Consider the following 23200-nt stretch of genomic DNA (forward strand, 5'->3'; position numbering starts at 1 on the left):
GGTGTGTCCCGGCCGGCCATTAAATAACGACAGGTGAAAAAATCATGACGTTTTCGACAATGCTGTCTGCAGTATCATTTTCGCTCATGCTTGCCACCACCGCGCATGCACAAGCCCCGCAGAGTGATGCAGCGGCACCGTTTACAGTTCCGGATAGCGGAATCGCCATCCCGCCAGACTTTGCCCACGCGACCTTCGATGCACCTGCAGTGAGCTGGATTGAAGACGGGCGTCCGATCGAACAGGCCAAAGACGCCCTTGAACTGTTGGCAACGGCAGACAAACATGGCCTGGACCCTCGCTGGTTTCATATTGCACAATTGCAGTCGCAACGGGAGCGGGTCAGCTATGCCGCTTCTGCCGAAGAAACGGCGCAGTTTGATCGCGACCTGACTAAGCAGATGCGCACCTATGTCAAGTTTCTGAAAAACGGTCGCATTTCGCCGTCCCTGATCAAAAACCGCTACTCCAAGCCGATGTTTTCCGATGCAGATGCCGACCTGTTTCTGGCGACGGCGATCAGCAATGGCAATTTGAAAGCGTCGGTCAAGGCGCTGACCGACAGCATCCCCATGTACAACTCGCTGATGCAGGCGCTGGCTGTATTTCGTCAATTACAGCAAAAACCGAGTATGAACCAGGCGCTGCCTGCGGTACCTGGTGGCAAACTGACTGAAGGCCAGCCCTATCCGGGCATGCCCGCACTGATAGAGCGCCTGGTCCTGCTGGGCGACCTGCCACAAGGAACGCCGGCGCGGCCGATCTACGACGCCACGGTCATGGCGGGCGTGAAAAGCTTTCAGCAACGTCATGGGCTGGAGCCCGATGGGGTGATTGGCAAGGGAACGCTGGAACAGTTGAATACCCGTCCCATTGACCGTATCCGCCAGATCCAGATCAGCATGGAAAGGTTACGCTGGACACCGCTGATAGAAGGCGAACGCCGCATTGTCGTTAACGTGCCCGAGTTCGTGCTGCGCGCCTATCACATCCGCAATCAAAAGGCGGAAAACCTCATTGAAATGAAAGTGATTGTCGGCAAATCCTTCAATACCAGCACGCCGCTGTTCGATGGCGCGGTCAGCAAAATTGAGTTCAGTCCGTACTGGAATGTGCCCATCTCCATTTCCCGCAAGGAACTCATTCCGCGTTTGCGCAAGAATCCGTCTTATATGCAAAGCCAGGGGTTTGAGTTTGTCACTCAGTCGGGCGTGTCGCAAACCGTTAGCGCAGCCAACCTGAACGCCGTGTTAAATGGGCAGGCGCGCATCCGTCAGCGTCCCGGGCCTAAAAACTCGCTGGGCGATATTAAGTTCATTTTTCCCAATAACGAGGCCATTTACCTGCATCACACCCCCAGCACGCAGCTGTTTGACCGCACGCGGCGTGATTTGAGCCATGGCTGCATCCGGGTGGAAGAACCGGTGAAACTGGCGCAATTTGTGTTGGAAAAACAACCGAAATGGACGGCCAGCGCTATCGAAAAGGCCATGGCGGCAAAAAAATCCAAAACAATCAATGTATTGGAGCCTGTTCCTGTTGTATTGGGTTATAGTACCGTGGTAGTAAAAAACAATAAAATTCACTTTTTCCCCGACATCTACGGACAGGACAAGATTCTGGACAATGCCATCAAGAAGATGGCCGCCTCACGTAACATTCCACCTGCCTCGTAATATTTTCAGGAGCCAGTACGGTATGACGATTACGCCCCCTCAGTTACACCGCCGCCAGTTTTTAAGAACCTCATCTTCTCTGCTTGTTGCCGGCGCCATGTTCTCCATCGGCACCAATACCGCCCGCGCCAATATCGGCGAGGGCGGGTTCAGGCAAATCTCGCTCGACCACCTGCATACCAATGAGAAAATCACGCTGGCCTACGCTAATGGCGATACCTATATTCCTGCCGCAATGCAACGGCTGAACCGTTTCTTGCGGGACCATTATTCTGGTGCGGTCGGACATATGGATCCGTCGCTGTTTGATCTAGTCAACAAAGTCAGGGCGTCGCTCAAGACTGATGTTGCCATCGAAGTCATTTCAGGCTATCGCGACCCGCATACCAACGAACGTCTGCGCAAGACGCGCGGCGGCGGCGTCGCCAAGCGCAGCCTGCACATGGTGGGGCAGGCCATGGACCTGCGTCTGAAGGGTGTGCCGCTTGATGAATTGCGGGATGCGGCCAAGGAACTGGCGCTGGGCGGCGTTGGCTATTACCCAAAAGACGGGTTCGTACACATGGATACCGGACGCGTACGCAGCTGGTAGCGTTTGTCCGGTTGCACGGTACAGCCCGCAGGCGTACGCGGTATCGTTCGCTGCGGTTGCCCGATAAGCCCGTTGATGGATTCCGGCACAGCAACGCCGAGGTCACTCTTACTATTGAAATACGAAGCAAATAACAGATTCAGTCATGGATAATCGCAACATCAAAACAATCGCCATTATCGGCGCCGGGACCATAGGCAGCAGCTGGGCTGCCCTTTTTCTTGCTCATGGCTACCACGTGGTGGTGTCGGATCCGGCGCCCGACGTTCAGGCCAATACCCGGACGCTGATCGATTCAGCCTGGCAAACCCTGCGTGAACTGGGCAAAGTGAAGAATGAGTCATTTCTGGACAATTTGCGCTTTGAGGCCGATTTGCCGCGGGCGCTGGAAAACGTTGATTTCGTGCAGGAGAATGCGCCTGAACGCGAAGATTTCAAAATATCGCTGTTCGCAAAAATGGATGCGCTGTTGCCCGAACACGTCATTATTTCTTCCAGCTCTTCGGGTCTACTGGTCAGCCGCATGCAATCGCAGTGCCGATACCCGCAGCGATGTGTGCTGGGCCATCCATTCAATCCGCCTCATGTGATTCCGCTGGTGGAAGTGGTCGGGGGCGAACAAACATCTGAAGACACCATCGAGCGTACGCTGCAATTTTATCGCGCCGTAGGCAAGCATCCGATTCGTCTGAACAAGGAAATCGCCGGGCATATCGCCAACCGCCTGCAGGCTGCGGTGTGGCGGGAGGTCATGCATTTGGTCAACGAAAACGTGGCCAGCGTGCAGGATATCGATGCGGCCATGAGCAAGGGCCCGGGCTTGCGCTGGGCCATCTTCGGTCCGCAAATGGTTTTTGACCTGGCTGGCGGCCGGGCAGGGCTGGCGCATCTGATTGATCACTTGCAACCGGCCATTGAAACCTGGATGGATGATTTGGGTAATCCGCGCATGACGCCCGAGTTACGAGAGCGAATGGTCCAGGGCACGCAACAGGCAAGGCAAGACAAGTCGTTTGAATCGCTGCTTCGCTATCGCGACAGCCATCTGATCGATATTCTGAAAAGTCTGGATAAAAAATAGGGCGGTGATGCAAACCCCATGTAGGGTCGGGCATGACGAATCGTGTCAGGCGGCACGGCCAATGCCTGCTGATTATGTCGAATAAATGATGATGTCAACTGAAAACTGTAGCCAGGTCCGGGCGCCGTCCATTGGCATGCGGGCGCTGCATGTCGATGATCTGCCGCAGATGCTGGCGTTGCAGGCCAGCGTGTATCCACCGGCGCTGCTGGAAAGCGCTCAGGTGCTGGCAAGCAAGATCGGCGCGGTCCCGGCTGGCTGGACTTCACTGGCGGCTACCGATGGCAATACGCTATGCGCCTATGCGCTTGGCTACCCCTGGCGCTCGGAACTGCAGCCCTGCTGGAATCGTCCGCTTGCGCTGCAACACGATTGCGATGTGCTTTATCTACATGATGTGGCGGTATCACCTGCCTATGCAGGCCGGGGACTTGCCAATGAACTGGTGTCGCAACTGATGCGACAGGGGCAGCAGTTAGGCCTGTCGCGCGCCATACTGATCGCGGTCGAAGGCGCGCAAGGGTACTGGTCGCGACTGGGCTTTGTCGCGATCCCAACCGGCAGCACAGATCCGGCGTTTGGCGGCGATGCGGTGCTGATGCAGCGCGAGCTGGCGCCACCCGGTTCGATGTTGCTCGATACTGCGTAGCGCAAAACGCGAGGAAACAAGCCATGCCGCTGCTCAAGACCGTTACCTTTGTTCATACGCTGCTTGCCGGCCACGTGATGGCAGGCGCGCGCGTCATCGATGCGACGATGGGAAATGGTCACGACACGCTACAGCTTGCCCGGCTTGTAGGGGATACCGGCCATGTGTATGCCTTCGATATCCAGAGCGAGGCGCTGGCCGCCACGGCGGCGCGTCTGGGCTGCGAAAATCTGCGAGCGCGTGCCACCCTGATTCAAGATAGCCATGCCCGCATGCTCGATTACCTATCGGAACCGATCAACGCCATTGTTTTTAACCTGGGCTACTTGCCTGGCGCCGATAAATCCTGCGCCACCCAGGCCACCAGCACCCTGGCTGCCGTCAGGAATGCCTTGACGTTGCTCGCGCCCGGCGGGCTATTGCTGATTACCATTTACTGGGGACATCCGGCGGGTGCCAGCGAAAAGAAAGTGCTCGAGCCTTTCGTCGCGCAACTTTCGCCGGAGCAATACCGAGTGCTCAAATATGAGTTCATTAATCGCGCGAATCCCGCGCCCTATTTGCTGGCCATCGAGCGCTTTACCAACTGAATAATGCATCTGATTGTTCGATGGCCCAAACGTGCCGACAAGCCCGCTTGCGCCGCTTTCTGTTGCCGTCGGTGTTGTGGGGCGTTGATTGTCGTCCGGGATCGCAGCACGCCGCCTGCACTGGCCGTTCGCCATGAATACTGCGCGCGAGCTTCATGTTGCGACGCAATGTCCGTGATGCAATATCCGCGAAGCAGGCGGGCAGGCATGCCCTGGCGCCCGCTGTGCAACGGCCTGCGGCGACCAGATATCAGTCGGCGTCTGTGTCAGTGATCACAGCGCAAATGTCGGTTTGACGGGCGCGCCAGGTCGTGGCAAATTGAGCATTTGCCTGGCTTCCTTGGGGGTTGCCGGCTCATAGCCCATTTCACGAACCAGCCGGACAATTCTTTCGGTCAATTCGATATTGCTGGCCAGCCGGCCTTGCGAGTAATAAAGATTGTCTTCCAGTCCTACCCGTACGTGTCCTCCCAGCAGCAAGGAGTTGATGGCACAGGGCAGCTGTGCCGGGCCGATGCCGCTGGCGCCGAAGATGGTCCCGGGCGGCAGGCACTCGACCATGAATTGCAGATTTTTCGGCGAGTAGGGCATGGCGTTCTGAAAGCCCCGGTGCACACCCATGACTAAATTGACATAGGCCGGTTCTTCGTCCGCGCCCATCGCAAGTAACGTTGCCGTATCCTGCAAAATATGCGTGGGACTGAACACCTCCCATTCGGGTTTGATGCCGCGTTTTTTCATCTCGTCGGCCAGAAAGCGGCAGCGCGAGGGTGCGGTGTTCATCAGAATTTCCTTGTTATCGAAGCTGGCAATAATGGTGGTGGCGTCCAGCGTGCACATTTCGGCGCCGGCCTCCATGCCCTTGATGCGTTCTTCCCAGAGCAGCTCCCACATGCCGTTTTCGTTCTGTCCGATCATCTCGCCGTGCACACCACCACCCGTGGAGTTATTCAGGATAATGTCGCATTTGGCGCGAATGCGTGTATTCATATCGTAATAAATATCGGGATTGCAGGTGGCGCCGTCATCAGGATTGCGCGCATGCAGCGCCACAATGCTTGCTCCGGCGTTATAGCAGTCGTAGACGTCGTCTGCAATCTCCTGCGGTTGCGTGGGCAGGTTCGGGTTCTGGCTTTTGTAGGCCATGCCCCCGGTAGGGGCAATGGTGATAATGACTTTTGGTGTACTCATGATTGCGCTCCTGCAGATTGTTGCACCAGATTGCAGGCGGAGTCTTCCAGTTTGCCGTAAAGATCATCGGGCGAAAGCGTTTCAACTTTCCGGTAATAATCCCAGGGGGCTTTGGATTCGTCCGGTTTTTTTACCTGCATCAGGTACATCGGATTGGTGAGTCTGCCATCGGCACGTACGATGGCGTCCTTGGCAAAAAAGTCTTTGATGCGCTCGGTCTTGAATCGCTTCATGACTGCATCCGCATCGTCGGTTTTTAATGCGGCGACTGCAGCAAGATAATTGCTGACGGCCGAATAGGTGCCTGCCTGAATGTAGGTCGGTATGCGATCAGTGATTTTTTTGTATTCGGCTGTCCACTTGCGGGTGTCATCGTCCAGATCCCAGTAAAACGGCGTGGTCAGATACATCCCCTGGGTGACTTGCAAGCCCAGGGAATGGATGTCTGGAATGAGTACCGTCAGGCCAACCAGATTCATCTGGGTATTCAAGCCAAATTCGTTGGCAGATTTTGCCGCGTTCACAAAGTCGCCGCCTGCATTGGCCATCCCCAGGATCTTTGCGCCTGACGATTGCGCTTGCAATATATAGGAAGAAAAATCGGCAGCGCCTAGCGGCACCTTGACCGAGCCTTTGATGGTGCCGTTGGCTTGCCTGACCACCTTGGACGTGGCCGCTTCCAGGGCATGGCCAAAGGCGTAGTCGGTGGTAATGAAGAACCAGTCCTTGCCGCCATTTTTGACCACAGACTTGCCTGTGCCGTTGGCCAGCGCATCGGTCGAATAGGTGTAGTGGATAATGTAAGGGGAGCATTGCTTGCCGGTCAGGGCAGATGTGCCGCCGCCAGTAGAGATAAACAGTTTTTTCTTTTCAGTGGCTACGTTGGCCATGGCCAGGCTGACCGCAGAATTGGTCCCGCCGATCAGAATGTCCACTTTGTTCACATCCACCCATTCGCGCGATTTGGCGGCTGCAATATCGGCTTTATTCTGATGATCGGCATAAAGCAGTTCAATTTTCTTGCCGTCGATGCTACCGCCCGCATCGCGGATTGCCATACGGATCGCCTGCACACCGCCCTGGCCGTCATAGTCGGCGTAGACCCCCGAGATATCGGTTAGAAAACCGATTCGCACGACATCATCAGAGATGCCGGCGGCATGCGCCACGCCTGTGGAGGCAAGCAGCATGCCTGTTGCCAATGTGAATGTGTCTGTATTGTTCATCATTCTCTCCCTTTTATACTGTCTCTTTCGACTGTGTATCCGGCCAGGGCTCATCGCCGATAGCTGGCAGTTCTCTCGTTGATGCCGGGCAAGTCTTGTACCGGCCTGGCTGCGGTTATCTTTTTGGGTCTTGGCGCCACGACCGTCAGACGCCCAGATATTGGTGGATTTGAGAAGGGTCGTTGCGCAGCTGCCTGGCGTCGCCTTCGAGCACAACCCGGCCTTTTTCCAGTACAACCAGGCGGTCCGCCTGATCCATCACTTTGCGATAATTGCGATCGACCACCATGGTCGCCAGGCCGCTGGTGCGGATGAGTCCGATGACGCGCCAGATTTCTTCCACAATCAGCGGCGCCAGGCCTTCGGTGGCTTCGTCCAGAATGATGGCATCCGGATTGGTCATCAGCGCCCGGCCAATCGAAAGCATTTGCTGTTCGCCACCGGAGAGCTGGTCGCCCATGTTGTCCAGGCGCTCTGCAAGTCGGGGGAAGGTCTCCAGTATGCGATCGATGTCCCATGCGGTATTCCCGTCGCGGCCGGCGCGAGCGCACATCACCAGATTTTCTCGGACCGTCAGGTTGGGAAAAATGCCGCGGCCTTCAGGTACGTAGGCAATGCCCAACTGCGCTGCCTGATAGGGGCGGGCGCCGGACATTTGCTGCCGCTGCAGCTCAATCCGCCCGCTGCGTTGTTTGACATGGCCCAACAGGGTTCGTATCAGTGTGGATTTGCCCATGCCGTTGCGGCCCAGCAGGCCTACCGTCTCGCCGCGCCGCAGGTTAAAGTCGATGCCGTGCAGCACGTGGCTGGAACCGTACCAGGCGTGGATATCGCGCGCCAGAATGATGTCGTCTGTCATTGTTGCATTTGTCATATCGCTAGGGTGCTCGAGTGTTCTGTTGCGTGATCGCTCTCGCCCAGATAGGCGGTCTGCACGGCGGTATTGTTGCGTATGTCATGGGGCAGTCCGCTAGCGAGCACCGCGCCGTTTACCATCACCGTCAGACGATCTGCAACGGCAAAAACCGCGTCCATGTCGTGTTCGATCAGCAAGATAGCCAGGTTCTTTTTCAGCCGGTGCAGCAGCGCCAGCATGCGTTCGGACTCTTCGGCCCCCATGCCAGCCAGCGGCTCGTCCAGCAGCAGCACCTCAGGTTGCTGGGCCAGGCACATGGCCACTTCAAGCTGTCGTTTCTGCCCGTGCGACAGGTTGGCAGCGACGCTCGCTGCATGTTCGCTCAGGCCCGCCTGTTCCAGCGCGTGGTCGGCCATCTCAAGGCTGCGCTGGCAATGTTGCGCGGCCGTCCAGACTTGCCACGGTTTCTGGATTTTTGCCTGGGCGGCAAGGCGGCAGTTTTCGCGCACGCTCAGTGGCAGAAAAATATTGTTGCGCTGATAGCTGCGGCCCACGCCTGCCTGTGATCTTGCCGGCTGTGACCACTTGCTGATTTCTTTGCCGCGCAAGAACACCTGGCCATCGGTGAGCGGCAGTTCGCCTGACAGCAGATAGGTTAGTGTCGATTTGCCGGCCCCGTTTGTGCCGATCACCGCCAGGATTTCCCCCTCGAACAACTGCAGCGATACGTTGTTTACCGCAAGCAGCGCACCGAATTTTCGGGTCACATTCCTGGCTTCAAGTAATGCAGTCGTCATTGGGTTGCGCCTCCCTTGTTTGCGCTGCGAGCGCGCCATTCCCGCAGTTGCCGGGGCAGGCCAGCCAGGCCATAGGGCATGAGCATGACCACGAAAATAATAAAGCCACCCAACAGCAACTGCCAGTGCTTGGTGAGGGCGGTAAACCATTCTGACAGCAGCACAAAAGCGAAGGCGCCAATAATTGCCCCGCCCAGGCTGCCCAGGCCACCCAGAATGATCATGAGCAATACATTGCCAGACTGATGCCAGGACAACAGTTCCGGATTGACATAGCCGTATTGGCATGCATACAGGAACCCGGCCAGGCCTGCCAGCATCCCGCTAATGACAAAACTGGCAATCTTGTAGGCGGTTGATTCGAATCCGGCGGCGCGCATGCGTAGCTGGTTGTGCTTGATGCCGACAAAGGCATGGCCCAGGCGGGAACGCAGAATCAGCTGCAGAATGACGACTGTGATAATAAGCAATGCCAGAGTGAACCAGTAAAAAGTATTGCCCGACTCAAGATCAAAGGGCTGCCACTGCAAAATGGAAAAATCAGGTTTGAAATAAATATAGGTGCCGTCGGAGCCGCCGAAGATTTCGATGTCATGAAAAACGAAGTAGACCAGTTGTCCGAAGGCCAGCGTAACCATGATGAAATAGACGCCATAGCTGCGCATGACCAGCATGCCGATCAGCAGCGCCAGCAGCCCGGCGCCGCCAATGCAAATGGCCATCAGCAGCCAGCCATTGCCCGCTTCCGATTCGGGCGAGAAGGTCGCGACCATATAGGCGGCAAAGCCAAGAAAGGCAGCATGCCCCAGACTTACCAGGCCGGTGAAGCCCACCAGCAGTTGCAGGCTGAGCGCAAAGATGCTCAGGATCATGATTTTCGTGACCAGATCGCCGTGGTATTTGCTGCCGATAGGCTCGGGCAGCAGCGGCAGCAGTGCCAGCAGGGCCAGACCGATTATCCACAAAAAAAGATTGTTCTTTGTAATCATGGTCAGGTTCCCTGTTTGAACAGACCCTGGGGCTTGAACAGCAGCACCAGCACCATAAGCAGATAGACCAGCGCGCCTGCACCTTCGGGCCAGAGTACTTTACCAAAGGTGTCGACGAAGCCGATCAGCAGCGCAGCAACCAGCGCGCCCTTGATGGAGCCGATGCCGCCAATGACCACGACCACGAAACAGATAATCAATTCATTGCCGCCCATGCCGGGGTAGACTGATGACACTGGGGCCGAGAGCATGCCGGCAAAGATAGCCAGCGCGACACCGGCTGCAAATACGCTGCGGTACAGTACCGAGATGTTGACGCCCAGCGACTGCACCATCTCGCGATTGGTGGCGCCGGCACGGATTTTCATGCCCAGGCGGGTATGCTTGATCAACAGGTACATGCCAATTGCAATGACCAGGCAGACAAGCGAAATGAACAGTCGGTAGACCGGATAGCTCAGCCCGTTGCCAAGTGCGATAGAGCCGGCGAGCCAGCCTGGCGGGCTGACGCCGTGTACATCGTCGCCCAGCAGAATGCTGCGCAGCGCTTCAAATACCAGAATCAGCCCGTAGGTCATCAGCACTTGCAACAGATGCTCGCGCTCGTAAAGAAAGCTGAAAAAGCCCCACTCCAGCAAGTAACCGAAGGCCAGAGCCAGAATAATACCCAGCACCAGCGCAACGGCAAAGTTATCGATATACATGCCCAGCGCATATATAAGATACGCGCCGATCATGAAGAAACTGCCGTGCGCCAGGTTGATGACACCCATAATGCCGAAAATCAGCGTCAGCCCGCTGGCGATCAAAAACAGCAGCAGCCCGTACTGCACGCTGTTCAGACACTGAATCAGAAATGTTGTTATATCCATATGTGATCCGAAGAAAGGTGCGTGCGCACGGATCAGCCCGTGCGCACGCACTTTCGGTTTACTTGCTCAGCTTGCAGCCTTTGGCCGGATCTTCCAGATTGGCTACGGCGACACCCAGACTCTTGTTGTGGTTGCCCACGACTTCACGCAGATAGATGTTCTGCACCGGATTGTGCGCCTTGGACATGGTGAACGGTCCGCGCGGGCTGTCCACCTTGGCCTGTTCCATCCCTTCGATGACCGAATCCTTGTTCTTGATATCACCCTTGGCGTGGTTTAAACCGGCTGCCAGCAACTGGGCAGCATCGTATCCCTGCACCGCGTATACGTCCGGCTCCATGCTGAACTTTTCCTGGTAGTGCTTGCGGAACGCCTTGTCTTTCGGATTGTCCAGTTCATCGGCATAGTGCAGGGTGGTGAGCATGCCCTTGGCTGCATCGCCCTGGGCCTGGAGTGTGCCGTCGGTCAAAAAGCCTGGGCCATAGAGCGGGATCGTCTTGCGCAGGCCCGAGGCATCGTAATCCTTCACGAATTTGACGGCACCGCCACCAGCAAAGAAAGCAAAGACGGCATCCGGTTTCAATGAGGAGATTTCAGTCAGCAGCGATTGGAATTCCACGTTGGGGAAGGGCAGCGTGAGCTCTTTGATCACTTTGCCGCCCTTGGCTTCGAAACCTTCGCGGAAACCATCGGCCGCCTCGGTGCCGGCGGCGTATTTCCAGTTGATGGTAACAGCGGTTTTATGCTTTTGCTTTTCGGCGGCAACAATGCCCATGCCATAGGCGGGCTGCCAATTGGTGAATGAGCTGCGGAAGATGTTTTTGGCACACAGCGGCCCGGTGAGCATATCTGCACCGGCGTTGGGAATAATGTAGATGACGCCGCTGTCACGAGCGATTTTCGCCATCCCCATGGCCACCCCGGAATGCACTGTGCCTACCAGCACATCGACCTTGTCGCGCTGCACCAGCCGGTTGGTGTTCTCCGGCGCCTTGGCCGGATCAGATTCGTCATCGACAGCAAAATATTGTATCTGCTGGCCGCCCAGTTTGCCGCCCTGTTCCTCGACATACAGTTTAAAGCCATTTTCGATCGCCTTGCCAAGCGCCGCATAGGTGCCTGTGGCTGGCAGCATGAGGCCCACCTTGACCTCGGCCTGCGCCGCCTGACCCAATCCCCCGGCCAGCATGATCGCTGTCGCGATCGTGGCTTTTCTCACATTATTCATTGTCCTGTCTCCTGAATGTACGACTGTTTTTTATGATGACTGCTTATTTGTGTTGCCACGAACGACGCCGCTTGTCGCGATCCTGGTACCGCATTTCCAGGATCACGGCATACCTTGCGATAGCCCGCTATGCCTGCCTTTTGGTTGATGACTTACGCCACCTCATGCTGATTCATTTCACGCAGACGGAAGCGCTGGATTTTGCCGGTTGCCGTTTTGGGCAGCTCATCCAGAAATTCAATGCTGCGTGGATATTTGTGCGGCGCCAGCCGGGATTTGACAAAGGCCTTGAGCGCATCCCTGAGCGTGTCGTCGGCCGCCGGCGCCGTTTCCTTGAGCACCACATAGGCGCGGGTCTTGACCAGCCCCTGCGAGTCAGTAACGCCGATCACGGCCGCCTCCAGGACGGCTTCATGCTCAATGAGCGTCGCCTCCACTTCGAAGGGAGACACATACTGTCCGCTCACCTTCAGCATGTCGTCGCTGCGACCCGCATAGGTGTAATAGCCGTCGGCATCGCGCGAATACTTGTCGCCACTCTTGGTCCACTCCCCCTGAAATGTTGCTCTTGTCTTTTCCCGGTTGTTCCAGTACATGAGGGCAGCGCTTTTTCCCTTGACGTACAGATCGCCGATTTCGCCATCTGCGACGATAGCACCTTGCTCGTCGCGAAGCTCGAGTTCATAGCCGGGTACGGGTTTTCCTGTGGTGCCATAGCGGATGTCATCGGGCCTGTTGGACAGAAAAATATGCAGCATTTCGGTCGAGCCGATGCCATCGATGATATGACAGCCGAAATGGGCCGTGAAGCGCTCGCCAAGCTCCCGTGGCAGCGCCTCGCCGGCTGACGAACACATGCGCAATTGCACCTCGTCGCGGGTGGGCGTATTGGCAGCGGCCAGCATGCCGGCATAACCGGTTGGTGCGCCGCAAAATACAGTAGGCTGATGTTTGCGCATCGCCTCAAAGACGGCCTCCGGGGTGGGGCGGCCCTCGATCAGAATCACGCTGGCACCTACGCCCAGCGGGAAGGTCAGGGCATTGCCCAGCCCGTAGGCAAAAAACAGCTTTGCAGCTGAGAGAATACGGTCCGATTCGGTCAGCCGCAGCAGGTCCTGTGCATAATAGCGAATCGTCCAGTAGGGGTTGGCATGACTATGTATGGTGCCTTTAGGCTTGCCGGTCGAACCCGAAGAGTACAGCCAGAAGGCCGGTTCGTCGGCTTGGGTGCTACAGGGACGGTGACAGGGCGTGGCCGCGGCCAGCACCTGGTCCATGCTCAACTGGCCATGCGAGAGTTCACCTTGCGGGCGCGACACGAGGATATGCTTGATTTCGTGCTCTGCTTCGCTCATGGCCTGAGCCAGCACCGGTAGCAGCGCGGCCGACACCATCGCGGCCTGGCAGCGACTGTCTTCAATGATGTATTTATAGTCCTGTGGTGTCAGCAGGGTATTGATGGCAACCGGCACGATACCGGCATGAATGGCGCCCAGGAAGGCGACAGGCCAGTCTGTGCAATCGTTCATCAGCAGCAGCACCCGTTCCTCGCGGTGCACGCCGAGGTTTTTCAGTACAGAGGTCAGGCGCCGCACTTTGTCAAAAAGCGCCTCATAGGTCAATGTGCCGTTGCTATCGATGTACGCAAGGCGATCCAGACGGTGCTGGTTGGTTTGCATCAGATAGTCGGCAATATTGAACTGATTGCTGTTTTCAGGGGTCTGCATGGTTAACTCCGCTAAATGCCTGGCTGCTTATTGCCAGCTCACTACAAGTTGTTGGCACTGCCGCGCTGCGAGTGGATCGATTGGCTGTCTTTATCGGCTTTGCGCTATCTCGATACGGCTGCAGCCTGGTTATCGACAGGATCTGAAGTCCTTTGGCCTGTCATTGCTGTTGCGCCGTGAATTCTATTTTTCCTTCCGGCAGCAAATACAGCACATGGGCTGCGCCGTTGCTGACGGTGGGATAATGTGCGGAGTCCGGGGCGTAGACCTTCCAGCCGGCATCACAACCATCAAACCGGGCGCCGGGGGTGATCGGCATGATCAGATCGATTTCGCCATTGGGATGACGGTGATGGGGACCGCGGATATCCAGCATGCTCACCACATCTACGGAAAATCCGTGGGTCGCTTCGGACGGCTTGCTCACCCGGCCGTATTTGAGTCCCTGCGCTTCGTGCTTGCACATCCAGCCATCCTGCACGCCTTCAATACAGGCCGCGCTGATGTCGCGATACCACTGGCTATCCGCACCGTAGTGGCTATTGAGCCAGACCTGTAACGTCTCATCCAGCGGACGGTTTGCGATTTGCCAGGTTACTGCCTGGATGAGCGTGTCGAAATGTTCACGCATGCTGAAAGTCTCCTTAACACCTGATTTTTTTTCGTGCATTATTTTGCATGTAGATGATAAGATATGCATGCAGTTAAAATCAGTCAAGATTTTTGCTCTATCTTTAGGGAAAACACTAGCTCCCGATTTACGAAATGGCACGCTATGACGCTGGAAAATTCATTTGAAATAGATCCGATGGAAGACAAGACGCCGCTGTTGCGGGCGTTGGGTGAACGGATCCGCTCACTGCGAGCGCGCAAGGGGATCACGCGCAAGAAGCTGGCGAGTCTGGCGGGCATTTCCGAGCGCCATATGGCCAATCTTGAGCTGGGTACCGGCAACGCAACCATACTGGTGCTGCATCAGGTCGCCCAGGCGCTGACCTGCTCGCTGGCCGAACTCATCGGCGACGTTACCACCTCGTCGCCCGAGTGGCTGATGATCCGGGAGTTGCTGGAGAACCGCAGCGAGAAGGACCTGCATAAAGTGCGGCTGCGACTGATTGAACTGTTCGGCGCTGACAAGACCCCGGGCTCGCGCCTGTCACGCATTGCCCTGATTGGCCTGCGCGGCGCAGGTAAATCTACGCTGGGCCGCATGCTTGCGGACCGGTTGGGCTATCCGTTTATCGAGCTGTCCCATGAAATTGAACAGACGACCGGTTGCAGCATCAACGAGATTCATTCGCTGTACGGTCCCGTGGCCTACCGTCGCTATGAGCGACGCGCGCTGGAAGAAACCATCCAGCTTTATCCTGAAGTAGTGATTGCCACGCCGGGCGGGCTGGTTTCCGAAGCGGCCACCTACAATAATCTATTGGAGCATTGTCTGACGGTCTGGCTGCAGGCCACGCCGCGCGAGCACATGGACCGCGTCATCGCCCAGGGAGATTTCCGTCCCATGTCCGGCAGCAAGGAAGCCATGCACGATCTGAAACTGATTCTGGAGGGCAGGGTGGCCTTCTACAGCAAGGCGGACGTGCATCTGGATACCAGTCTTCAGCCTCTTGAAGAGACCTTTGACGCACTGTTTGCGAAAGTCCAGGCAGCCCGCCAGTCAGCCGAAGTATTGACCTGATTCTACGTGAATGCCTAGGGTAAGTCCCTAGTTAAACGGCTTGACCACCTATAGAATCATGCAATATAGTGCCTCTAATGACAAACAAAATGCAATGAAATGCATGACTCTATTGGAGACAGCCATGAGCGAGCTGAAAGTCAATTACCAGACCAACCCGTCGCAGTACAAGCACCTCTCATTGACGATCGAAGGCAATATTGCGCGCCTGACGATTGACATCGACGAGGATAGCGGCATCCGCCCCGGCTATAAGCTGAAACTGAACTCTTATGATCTGGGCGTGGATATTGAATTGCACGATGCACTCAATCGCCTTCGCTTTGAACATCCCGAAGTGCGCAGCGTAATCGTATCCAGTGGCAAGGAGCGCATATTCTGCTCGGGCGCCAATATTTTCATGCTGGGTCTGTCCAGCCATGCGTGGAAAGTCAATTTCTGCAAGTTCACCAATGAGACGCGCAACAGCATTGAGGATACCAGCGAGCATTCGGGGGTGAAATTTATTGCCGCTGTCAATGGCGCCTGCGCCGGTGGCGGCTATGAGTTGGCTCTGGCCTGTGATGAAATCTATCTGGTGGACGATCGCTCCTCGTCGGTATCGCTGCCCGAAGTCCCGTTGCTTGGCGTTCTACCAGGTACGGGCGGCCTGACACGGGTAACCGATAAGCGCAAGGTCCGCCATGATCACGCCGATATTTTCTGCACACTGGTCGAGGGTGTTCGTGGCCAGCGGGCTAAAGACTGGAAGCTGGTTGATGAGGTCGTCAAGCCTGCCAAGTTTCAGGACACCATCAACGCCCGGGCAATGGAGTTGGCGCAGCAGCATGGTTCAGGTTCATCGACGGGACTGCAGGGGGTGGCGCTGACGCCGCTTGAAAAACACGAAACCGCCGACAGCCTGCATTACAAATATGTCAGCGTCGATATTGACCAGGCAGGCAAGTTCGCCACGTTCACTCTGAGGGGCCCCGACGCGGCGCAGCCCGAGAGCATTGAGGCCATCATGCAGGCCGGCATGACATGGTGGCCACTGCAAATGGCGCGCGAACTGGATGACGCGATTTTATCGATGCGCACCAACGAGCTGGACAGCGGGCTTTGGCTGATCAAGACGGCCGGCAGTCCCGAGGCCGTCCTGCAAAGCGACGAAATCCTGCTGAACAATAAAGATCACTGGTTCGTGCGTGAAACCCTGGGTCTGTTGCGCCGCACCCTGGCGCGCCTGGATGTCTCGTCCCGCTCCCTTTTTGCACTGGTCGATGAGGGTTCGTGCTTTGCCGGATCGTTGCTGGAACCGGCGCTTGCCTGCGATCGCATCTATATGCTGACCCTGCCTGACGACCAAGACCGCACGCCGCATATCACGGTTGGTCCAATCAACTTTGGGTTTTTGCCCATGGTAACGCGACAGTCGCGCCTGGCGCGCCGCTTCTATGATGATCAAGCCAGCCTGGAGGCGATCAAGTCCCTGGCCGGCCAGGGACTGGAGGGCGATCAGGCCGAACAGGCCGGGCTGGTTACCTATGCGCTGGATGACATTGATTGGGACGAAGAGGTACGGATTGCCATTGAAGAACGGGTGTCCATGTCGCCCGATGCGTTGACCGGCATGGAAGCCAACCTGCGCTTTAACGGCCCGGAAAATATGTGGACCCGCATTTTCGGCCGTCTGACGGCCTGGCAAAACTGGATCTTCATCCGGCCCAATGCGGTCGGTGAAAAGGGTGCCCTCAAATTGTATGGCAAGGGCGAAAAACCGAACTTTGACCGCAATCGCGTCTGACCCAATCGCGTCTGACTGCTAGCTGCGTATATCCATCAAAATGAAGGAGCAGGGTAACCCATTGATATACCCGCTCCATGACACTGGAGATCACTATGTCGAGCATCAACTACAATGAGAAAATCCCCAATAATGTGAACCTGTCCGAAGACAGGACGCTGCAGCGCGCGCTTGAGCACTGGCAACCGAATTATCGCAAATGGTGGAACGAAATGGGTCCCGACGGCTCCCAGGACTTTGACGTCTACTTGCGTACCGCGACCAGCGTCGATCCGCAGGGATGGGCTTCCTTTGGTTATGTGAAGATGCCGGATTATCGCTGGGGCATCTTTCTGAACCCGCGCGATGCGGAGCGTCAGGTCAATTTCGGTGAACACAAAGGCGAGAAGGCTTGGCAGGATGTGCCGGGTGAGCATCGCGCCAATCTGCGTCGCATTATTGTGACCCAGGGTGATACCGAGCCGGCATCGGTGGAACAGCAGCGCTATCTGGGGCTGACCGCGCCGTCCATGTATGACTTGCGCAATCTGTTCCAGGTCAACGTGGAAGAGGGGCGGCATTTGTGGGCCATGGTGTACTTGCTGCACAAGCATTTCGGTCGTGATGGCCGTGAGGAAGCAGAAGCGCTGCTGGAGCGCAATAGCGGTGACGAAGACAATCCGCGGATTCTGGCTGCCTTCAATGAAAAAACGCCAGACTGGCTATCGTTTTACATGTTCACCTATTTCACGGACCGCGACGGTAAATTCCAATTGTGTGCGCTGGCCGAATCCGGCTTTGATCCGCTGGCCCGCACCACAAAATTCATGCTGACCGAAGAGGCGCATCATATGTTCGTCGGCGAGTCGGGCGTATCGCGGGTCATCCAGCGAACCTGCGAGGTGATGAACCAATTGAAAACCGATGATGCCGCGCGCCTTCGCGAGGCCGGCGTGATTGACCTGGAAACCATTCAACGCTATCTGAATTTTCATTTCAGTGTCACCATTGACCTGTTCGGCGCCGATGAGTCCAGTAACGCCGCCACGTTTTACAATACTGGATTGAAAGGGCGCTACGAAGAGACCAAGCGTGACGACGACCATAAATTGTACGATCGCACCTACAACGTGCTGGCCGTGCAGGATGGTCGCCTGGTCGAGCGTTCTGTGCCGATGCTCAACGCGCTGAACGAAGTGTTGCGCGATGACTATATCAAGGACTCGGTCGGTGGGGTCAATCGCTGGAACAAAGTGATTGAGAAGGCGGGTATTCCCTTTCGCCTGAAGACACCGCACAAGGCATTCAACCGGAGCATTGGCACCCTGTCGGGCGTGTTTGTTTCTCCTGACGGCACGATGATGTCCGAGGCCGAATGGGTCAGGCGCGAGCGCGACTGGTTGCCGACAAATGAAGATCGGGCCTTTGTCGCTTCTCTGATGGGACGCGTCGTCGAGCCGGGTAAATTTGCCAACTGGATCGCGCCGCCTGTCATGGGCATCAATCGCCAGCCGGTCGATTTTGAGTATGTGCGATTCAACTAATCAGGGATGCCCGGAAAACGGGCATCCAATAACATGGAAATAGATTTCGGAGGCAGACTGTTATGGCGACGATCGAACAAGCCCAGGTAATAAAAAAACAGCACCTGATTGATCCGGAAATTTGTATACGCTGCAATACATGCGAGGAGACCTGTCCGATCGATGCGATTACGCACGACGGCACCAATTACGTCGTCAAGCCCGACGTCTGTAACCATTGCATGGCCTGCGTGGCGCCCTGTCCTACAGGCGCCATAGACAACTGGCAGCCGGTGCACGCAGAAAAAATGTATTCAATCGATGAACAATACAGCTGGGACGAGCTGCCGGCGCCGCTGGCGCTGGATGTGCCGGATATACCGGCGGTCCCCGATGCCGGCGCGACTGATGCAGATGCAGAGGTGGATGCGCAAGTAACCATCCAGGGCAGCAATTATGTCGCCGGCTCGCAGATTCCTCCCTGGTCAGCGTCGCACAGCTATACAAACTTGTATGGCACGCGCAACGTGGTGACGGCAACGGTGTCGGGAAACTACCGTTTGACCGATGATTCGTCCGATAGCGACATTCGTCATGTCGTGCTGGATTTTGGCGATGCCCCATTTCCTGTGCTGGAGGGCCAGTCCATCGGCATTATTCCACCGGGCACTGACGCCGGTGACCGTTTGCATCATGCCCGTCAATATTCGCTGGCCAGCCCGCGGGACGGCGAGCGGCCCCGCTACAACAACGTATCGATCACCGTCAAACGGGTAGTGCAGGACTATGATGGCAATCCGGTCCAGGGCGTCTGTTCCAACTACGTATGTGATTTGAAGAAGGGTGACAAAGTACAGGTCATCGGGCCCTTTGGCCATACCTTCCTGATGCCGAACCACCCTGGTGCAAATATCATCATGATCTGCACCGGAACGGGTAGCGCACCCATGCGCGCGATGACCGAGAGGCGCCGGCGCAAGCGCCTGGAAGGGCAGGGCGACGAACGCGGCAAGCTCATGCTGTTCTTTGGTGCCCGTTGCAAGGAAGAATTACCTTATTTCGGACCGCTCAACAAGTTACCCAAAGACTTTATCGATATTAATTTTGCGTTTTCGCGCACGCCAGGTCAGCCCAAAAAATATGTGCAGGATGTGATGCGCGAACGCCTGCCCGATCTGCTTGCGCTGCTGAAGAACGAGGACACTTATATTTATGTCTGTGGCGTCAAGGGGATGGAGTCTGGCGTGCTGGAGGCGTTGCAGGAAGCGGCCACTGCCGGCGGCATGCAATGGTCCGAACTGCATGCCACGCTCAGGGAAAAAGGGCGTCTGCATCTGGAGACGTATTAGTTGCTGTATCTGTTGGAGCAGAGCAAAAGTCGCAGCCTGTGGTCCGGATGCGACTTTTTTGCGTTTGCTGGGGTTGCCTATGGACGGGCTAAAGGACACTGCGCCATGCTCCGATGGCGCTGCGGCAGTACGCATAGCCAACGCTAGACATGGAACCTGATTATTATCATATAACCATTGGTTATTTTATTGGCTTTTGTTATGCTGATATAGTTTTTTTCACGAATATCTGCATTCCAAATAACGCTTGAGCATAACGCCAACTATCAGGAAATCTGCCATCATGAAACTGAGAAAACTTTTACCCTTGCTGGGCGCGACCCTCATTGGCCTGAGCGCCGTCAACGCCCAGGCTGATCAACTGGACGATATTAAGAAAAACGGCGAACTGGTTGTCGGTGTTCTGGGCACAGATGAACCGGCAACCTTCATAGACCCCAAAACCCGTGAATTCATTGGCTATGAAGTGGATCTTGCCAAGGCGGTAGCCGACAAGATCGGCGTCAAGGCCCGCTTCAAGCAGGTAGCCGTGGCTGCCCGCATTCCGGAACTGCAGCAAAAGCACGTAGATATTATTGCCGCCGGCCTGACGCACAACAAGGAACGCGAGGCGCAGATCGATTTTTCCGTGACCACTTTTGTGACCGGGCAGAAGGCGCTGGTGCGCAGCGATAGCGGTATCAAGGACTTGCCCGGACTGGCAGGCAAGAAAGTGCTGACCATCCGTGGCGGTACCCAGGAGCCCAATATCCGCAAAGCGGTGCCTGATGTGAACGTGGTCACGTTCGATACCAGCCAGCAGGCGTTTCTTGCATTGCAACAAGGCAAGGGTGTGGGCTATGTTGACGATGAAGCAGCGCTGCTGCGCGTCTACGCCAAGCTGGGGCCCAAGCAGAAGGATTTTGTGGTGCTCAAGCAAAGCATCAGTGAAGAACCGCTGGCATTCGGCTTGCGTAAAGGCGAAGCCAGTTTGAAAAAAGTGGTCGACGATACGCTGCGTGAACTTGAAGCCTCTGGCGATGCCGAGAAAATTTTCTTCAAATGGTATGGGCCGGATACCAAATCACAGTTTTCAACGCGCAGTTTTAAACTCGAAACCGATAAAATTTAAGAGTAGACTGGATATCCGCAAGACAGCATCGGAACAACGGCCGGTTGCTGTTGCTACGCGACGGCGTGTGCTGCGCTCGACCAGCGCAGTAGATTTCACGCCGTTTTTTGTTTCCATGACTACGCGACCAATCCATGCCCGAGTTTGACGCTTCCATGCTGCTTAGCGGCCGATACCACGAAATGCTGCTGGCAGGATTATGGTTATCCATACAATTGCTGGCCATTTCACTGGTGCTCGCGCTGCCACTGGCCACCTGTATCGCCTTGCTGCGCCTGTCGCCGCTGCCGTTGCTGCGCGGTCTGGGCTTTGCCTATGTCGAGACCATCCGTAATATCCCGTTGCTGGCGCATATGCTGTTCTGGTATTTCGGTGCGCCCGAGATGCTGCCCGAAGCAGCAAAGCAATGGCTTTATGCCGGCAACACCGAAGCCAGCTGTGCGGTCATTGCACTTACGCTTTATACCGCAGCCTATATGGCTGAAGACATCCGCAGCGGCATCCGGGCTATTTCATTTGTACAGATGGAAGCGGCACGTGCGCTGGGGCTGAGTTTTCTGGCAGCCATGCGTCTGGTCATCCTGCCACAGGCCATGCGGGTCATTACGCCTCCGTTGATTTCGCAGACATTGAATTTGTGGAAGAACACCAGTATTGCAACCGTCATCGGCGTGGCAGAGCTCATGTATCAGGCCGGCCAGGTCGAAAGCGCCAGCTTCAGAAGTTTTGAATCCTTTGCCTTTGCCACCTCTGCCTATCTGAGTCTGTCGCTGCTGATCACCGCGCTGGCGGCGTGGTTCCAGCATCGTTATCCGCCGAGGGCGCTATGAGCGGATTCCTGGAGGTCATCGATACGTACTGGCTGTACTTTCTGATTGGACAGTATCCGAATGGGCCGCTGGGCGGCCTGGCGCTGACTTTGCTGCTGGCAAGCTGTGCGCTGGTCATGGCCATGCCGCTGGGCATTCTTCTGGCGTTTGCCCGCATCAGCCCGTGGCGGGCGGTGCGCTGGCCCGTGACTATCCTGGTTTTTGTGGTGCGTGGAACGCCGTTGTTGATGGTGGTGTTCTGGGCCTATTTCTTTTTGCCCAGTGTGACCGGCATAAAAACCAATCAGTTCTGGACCATGCTAATTGCCCTGGTTGTTTTCGATGCCGCCTATCTGGCCGAGATTATCCGGGCTGGCATCCAGGGTCTGCCCAAGGGACAGATGGAGTGCGCCCGTTCGTTGGGCTTCGGTTATTTTCGAGCCATGCGACTGGTAATATTGCCGCAGGCGATCAGGCATATGCTGCCATCGCTGGTCAACCAGTTTATTTCGACGATCAAGGAAACCTCCTTGGGTTATATCATCGGTCTTGCGGAGGTCTCTTTTATCACCTCGCAGATCAATACCCAGGTGATGGTGTATCCGGCGCAGATTTATCTCGTCCTGGGCCTGACCTACCTGCTGCTGTGTTTCGGCCTGTCCCGTTTTGCCTATTGGCTTGAGCGCCGACGTGGGAAACAGCAAGCGGCCATCGCTGCCCGCAAGGAAGCAACATGATTAAATTTGAAAATGTGAATAAATGGTATGACAAGTACCATGCCCTGGTGGATGTCACGGAAACCGTCGCGCGCGGGGAAGTGGTTGTCGTGTGCGGCCCGTCGGGATCAGGCAAATCGACCCTGATCCGCACGATCAACCGCCTGGAACCCATCCAGGCGGGCCATATCCGCGTCAATGGTCAAGATATCCATGATAAATCGATAGATTTGAATGCCTTTCGCTCGGGCATCGGTTTTGTTTTCCAGCAGTTCAACCTGTTTCCTCATCTGAGCGCTCTGGAAAACTGTACCCTGGCGCCCATGCATCTGCGAGGACTGTCTGCCCCGGCTGCCCGGGAAAAAGCCTTGTCCTTGCTGGACCGGGTCGGACTGGCCCATAAGGCTGACGCGATGCCCGATGCGCTGTCGGGCGGGCAGCAGCAGCGCGTTGCCATTGCTCGTGCGCTGGCCATGGAGCCGCCACTGATGCTGTTTGATGAGCCGACCAGTTCGCTGGATCCGGAGATGGTCGGAGAAGTGCTGTTGGTCATGCGGGATCTGGCTAAAGACGGCATGACCATGGTATGCGTGACGCACGAGATGGGATTTGCGCGCGAAGTAGCCGACCGGATTCTGTTTATGGATGCAGGCAAAATGTTGGAGCGCGCCACACCGGACGATTTTTTCAACCGGCCGCAGCACCCCAGGGCCGCACAGTTTCTCTCCGATATACGCACGCCATTTGCCCGGGCAGTATGACA

Annotated in this window: 22 protein-coding genes; 13 read left to right on the top strand and 9 right to left on the bottom strand. The window is 56.2% G+C overall.

Features of this window, described 5'->3' with window-relative positions:
- The first annotated feature begins 44 nt into the window (after positions 1-44).
- The 5 genes from INT32_RS05675 to INT32_RS05695 all read left to right on the top strand — a co-directional run bounded on the left by INT32_RS05675 (position 45) and on the right by INT32_RS05695 (position 4588).
- On the top strand, positions 45-1676 hold the full coding sequence (locus INT32_RS05675; RefSeq protein ID WP_193087755.1) for a murein L,D-transpeptidase: 1632 nt from the start codon (positions 45-47) through the stop codon (positions 1674-1676).
- Between the two features lie 22 nt (positions 1677-1698).
- Complete coding sequence (locus INT32_RS05680) at positions 1699-2268, top strand: DUF882 domain-containing protein (protein WP_193087756.1); 570 nt, start codon at positions 1699-1701, stop codon at positions 2266-2268.
- Between the two features lie 145 nt (positions 2269-2413).
- On the top strand, positions 2414-3349 hold the full coding sequence (locus tag INT32_RS05685) for a 3-hydroxyacyl-CoA dehydrogenase NAD-binding domain-containing protein (protein WP_193087757.1): 936 nt from the start codon (positions 2414-2416) through the stop codon (positions 3347-3349).
- An 85-nt stretch (positions 3350-3434) separates the two neighbouring features.
- Positions 3435-3998, top strand: coding sequence for a GNAT family N-acetyltransferase (locus INT32_RS05690; protein ID WP_193087758.1), 564 nt, complete (start codon positions 3435-3437; stop codon positions 3996-3998).
- 23 nt (positions 3999-4021) lie between these two features.
- On the top strand, positions 4022-4588 hold the full coding sequence (locus INT32_RS05695) for a class I SAM-dependent methyltransferase (protein ID WP_193087759.1): 567 nt from the start codon (positions 4022-4024) through the stop codon (positions 4586-4588).
- A 273-nt stretch (positions 4589-4861) separates the two neighbouring features.
- Here the strand turns inward: INT32_RS05695 and INT32_RS05700 are convergent, their stop codons facing one another.
- The 9 genes from INT32_RS05700 to INT32_RS05740 all read right to left on the bottom strand — a co-directional run bounded on the left by INT32_RS05700 (position 4862) and on the right by INT32_RS05740 (position 14105).
- On the bottom strand, positions 4862-5779 hold the full coding sequence (locus INT32_RS05700) for a 3-keto-5-aminohexanoate cleavage protein (protein WP_193087760.1): 918 nt from the start codon (positions 5777-5779) through the stop codon (positions 4862-4864).
- Positions 5776-7005, bottom strand: a complete 1230-nt coding sequence (locus INT32_RS05705; protein WP_193087826.1) for an ABC transporter substrate-binding protein — start codon at positions 7003-7005, stop codon at positions 5776-5778. Before INT32_RS05705 ends, INT32_RS05700 begins: the two co-directional genes overlap by 4 nt.
- 145 nt (positions 7006-7150) lie before the next feature.
- On the bottom strand, positions 7151-7864 hold the full coding sequence (locus INT32_RS05710) for an ABC transporter ATP-binding protein (RefSeq protein ID WP_193087827.1): 714 nt from the start codon (positions 7862-7864) through the stop codon (positions 7151-7153).
- Positions 7865-7875: 11 nt separating this feature from the next.
- The gene (locus tag INT32_RS05715) at positions 7876-8658 is read right to left on the bottom strand and encodes an ABC transporter ATP-binding protein (RefSeq protein WP_193087761.1); all 783 of its coding nucleotides are present in this window, start codon (positions 8656-8658) and stop codon (positions 7876-7878) included.
- Positions 8655-9647 carry a branched-chain amino acid ABC transporter permease gene (locus INT32_RS05720; RefSeq protein ID WP_226816567.1) on the bottom strand — a complete coding sequence of 331 codons (993 nt, stop codon included), beginning with the start codon at positions 9645-9647 and terminating at the stop codon, positions 8655-8657. Before INT32_RS05720 ends, INT32_RS05715 begins: the two co-directional genes overlap by 4 nt.
- Positions 9648-9649: 2 nt before the next feature.
- A complete protein-coding gene (locus INT32_RS05725) occupies positions 9650-10519 on the bottom strand; it encodes a branched-chain amino acid ABC transporter permease (protein ID WP_193087762.1) in 870 nt (289 codons plus the stop codon).
- A gap of 58 nt (positions 10520-10577) precedes the next feature.
- Positions 10578-11747: an ABC transporter substrate-binding protein gene (locus INT32_RS05730; RefSeq protein ID WP_370540178.1), complete on the bottom strand. Its 1170-nt coding sequence runs from the start codon at positions 11745-11747 to the stop codon at positions 10578-10580.
- A gap of 152 nt (positions 11748-11899) precedes the next feature.
- Positions 11900-13474, bottom strand: a complete 1575-nt coding sequence (locus INT32_RS05735; RefSeq protein WP_193087763.1) for a benzoate-CoA ligase family protein — start codon at positions 13472-13474, stop codon at positions 11900-11902.
- 160 nt (positions 13475-13634) lie between these two features.
- Positions 13635-14105 (bottom strand): DUF4863 family protein, encoded by a 471-nt coding sequence (locus tag INT32_RS05740; RefSeq protein ID WP_193087764.1) that lies wholly within the window; start codon positions 14103-14105, stop codon positions 13635-13637.
- A 144-nt stretch (positions 14106-14249) separates the two neighbouring features.
- Between INT32_RS05740 and INT32_RS05745 the strand changes: the two genes are divergently transcribed.
- The 8 genes from INT32_RS05745 to INT32_RS05780 all read left to right on the top strand — a co-directional run bounded on the left by INT32_RS05745 (position 14250) and on the right by INT32_RS05780 (position 23198).
- Complete coding sequence (locus tag INT32_RS05745; protein ID WP_193087765.1) at positions 14250-15164, top strand: helix-turn-helix transcriptional regulator; 915 nt, start codon at positions 14250-14252, stop codon at positions 15162-15164.
- A gap of 124 nt (positions 15165-15288) precedes the next feature.
- Positions 15289-16950 carry a 2,3-epoxybenzoyl-CoA dihydrolase gene (gene boxC / locus INT32_RS05750; RefSeq protein WP_193087766.1) on the top strand — a complete coding sequence of 554 codons (1662 nt, stop codon included), beginning with the start codon at positions 15289-15291 and terminating at the stop codon, positions 16948-16950.
- Positions 16951-17045: 95 nt separating this feature from the next.
- The gene (boxB, locus tag INT32_RS05755; protein WP_193087767.1) at positions 17046-18473 is read left to right on the top strand and encodes a benzoyl-CoA 2,3-epoxidase subunit BoxB; all 1428 of its coding nucleotides are present in this window, start codon (positions 17046-17048) and stop codon (positions 18471-18473) included.
- Positions 18474-18535: 62 nt separating this feature from the next.
- Positions 18536-19801 carry a benzoyl-CoA 2,3-epoxidase subunit BoxA gene (gene boxA, locus INT32_RS05760; RefSeq protein ID WP_193087768.1) on the top strand — a complete coding sequence of 422 codons (1266 nt, stop codon included), beginning with the start codon at positions 18536-18538 and terminating at the stop codon, positions 19799-19801.
- A 283-nt stretch (positions 19802-20084) separates the two neighbouring features.
- On the top strand, positions 20085-20912 hold the full coding sequence (locus tag INT32_RS05765; RefSeq protein WP_193087769.1) for an ABC transporter substrate-binding protein: 828 nt from the start codon (positions 20085-20087) through the stop codon (positions 20910-20912).
- A 134-nt stretch (positions 20913-21046) separates the two neighbouring features.
- Complete coding sequence (locus INT32_RS05770) at positions 21047-21742, top strand: amino acid ABC transporter permease (protein ID WP_193087770.1); 696 nt, start codon at positions 21047-21049, stop codon at positions 21740-21742.
- Positions 21739-22458, top strand: a complete 720-nt coding sequence (locus INT32_RS05775; protein WP_193087771.1) for an amino acid ABC transporter permease — start codon at positions 21739-21741, stop codon at positions 22456-22458. The genes INT32_RS05770 and INT32_RS05775 overlap by 4 nt, the downstream gene beginning before the upstream one ends.
- Positions 22455-23198, top strand: coding sequence for an amino acid ABC transporter ATP-binding protein (locus tag INT32_RS05780; protein WP_193087772.1), 744 nt, complete (start codon positions 22455-22457; stop codon positions 23196-23198). The genes INT32_RS05775 and INT32_RS05780 overlap by 4 nt, the downstream gene beginning before the upstream one ends.
- Positions 23199-23200 lie beyond the last annotated feature (2 nt).

This window comes from Advenella sp. FME57 (assembly GCF_014897675.1).
Classification (GTDB): domain Bacteria; phylum Pseudomonadota; class Gammaproteobacteria; order Burkholderiales; family Burkholderiaceae_B; genus Advenella.

Coding starts and splice junctions, on each gene's coding strand:
- INT32_RS05675 (WP_193087755.1), top strand. CDS start 45: ATGACGTTTTCGACAATGCTGTCTGCAGTATCATTTTCGCTCATGCTT.
- INT32_RS05680 (WP_193087756.1), top strand. CDS start 1,699: ATGACGATTACGCCCCCTCAGTTACACCGCCGCCAGTTTTTAAGAACC.
- INT32_RS05685 (WP_193087757.1), top strand. CDS start 2,414: ATGGATAATCGCAACATCAAAACAATCGCCATTATCGGCGCCGGGACC.
- INT32_RS05690 (WP_193087758.1), top strand. CDS start 3,435: ATGATGATGTCAACTGAAAACTGTAGCCAGGTCCGGGCGCCGTCCATT.
- INT32_RS05695 (WP_193087759.1), top strand. CDS start 4,022: ATGCCGCTGCTCAAGACCGTTACCTTTGTTCATACGCTGCTTGCCGGC.
- INT32_RS05700 (WP_193087760.1), bottom strand. CDS start 5,779: ATGAGTACACCAAAAGTCATTATCACCATTGCCCCTACCGGGGGCATG.
- INT32_RS05705 (WP_193087826.1), bottom strand. CDS start 7,005: ATGAACAATACAGACACATTCACATTGGCAACAGGCATGCTGCTTGCC.
- INT32_RS05710 (WP_193087827.1), bottom strand. CDS start 7,864: ATGACAGACGACATCATTCTGGCGCGCGATATCCACGCCTGGTACGGT.
- INT32_RS05715 (WP_193087761.1), bottom strand. CDS start 8,658: ATGACGACTGCATTACTTGAAGCCAGGAATGTGACCCGAAAATTCGGT.
- INT32_RS05720 (WP_226816567.1), bottom strand. CDS start 9,647: ATGATTACAAAGAACAATCTTTTTTTGTGGATAATCGGTCTGGCCCTG.
- INT32_RS05725 (WP_193087762.1), bottom strand. CDS start 10,519: ATGGATATAACAACATTTCTGATTCAGTGTCTGAACAGCGTGCAGTAC.
- INT32_RS05730 (WP_370540178.1), bottom strand. CDS start 11,747: ATGAATAATGTGAGAAAAGCCACGATCGCGACAGCGATCATGCTGGCC.
- INT32_RS05735 (WP_193087763.1), bottom strand. CDS start 13,474: ATGCAGACCCCTGAAAACAGCAATCAGTTCAATATTGCCGACTATCTG.
- INT32_RS05740 (WP_193087764.1), bottom strand. CDS start 14,105: ATGCGTGAACATTTCGACACGCTCATCCAGGCAGTAACCTGGCAAATC.
- INT32_RS05745 (WP_193087765.1), top strand. CDS start 14,250: ATGACGCTGGAAAATTCATTTGAAATAGATCCGATGGAAGACAAGACG.
- boxC (WP_193087766.1), top strand. CDS start 15,289: ATGAGCGAGCTGAAAGTCAATTACCAGACCAACCCGTCGCAGTACAAG.
- boxB (WP_193087767.1), top strand. CDS start 17,046: ATGTCGAGCATCAACTACAATGAGAAAATCCCCAATAATGTGAACCTG.
- boxA (WP_193087768.1), top strand. CDS start 18,536: ATGGCGACGATCGAACAAGCCCAGGTAATAAAAAAACAGCACCTGATT.
- INT32_RS05765 (WP_193087769.1), top strand. CDS start 20,085: ATGAAACTGAGAAAACTTTTACCCTTGCTGGGCGCGACCCTCATTGGC.
- INT32_RS05770 (WP_193087770.1), top strand. CDS start 21,047: ATGCCCGAGTTTGACGCTTCCATGCTGCTTAGCGGCCGATACCACGAA.
- INT32_RS05775 (WP_193087771.1), top strand. CDS start 21,739: ATGAGCGGATTCCTGGAGGTCATCGATACGTACTGGCTGTACTTTCTG.
- INT32_RS05780 (WP_193087772.1), top strand. CDS start 22,455: ATGATTAAATTTGAAAATGTGAATAAATGGTATGACAAGTACCATGCC.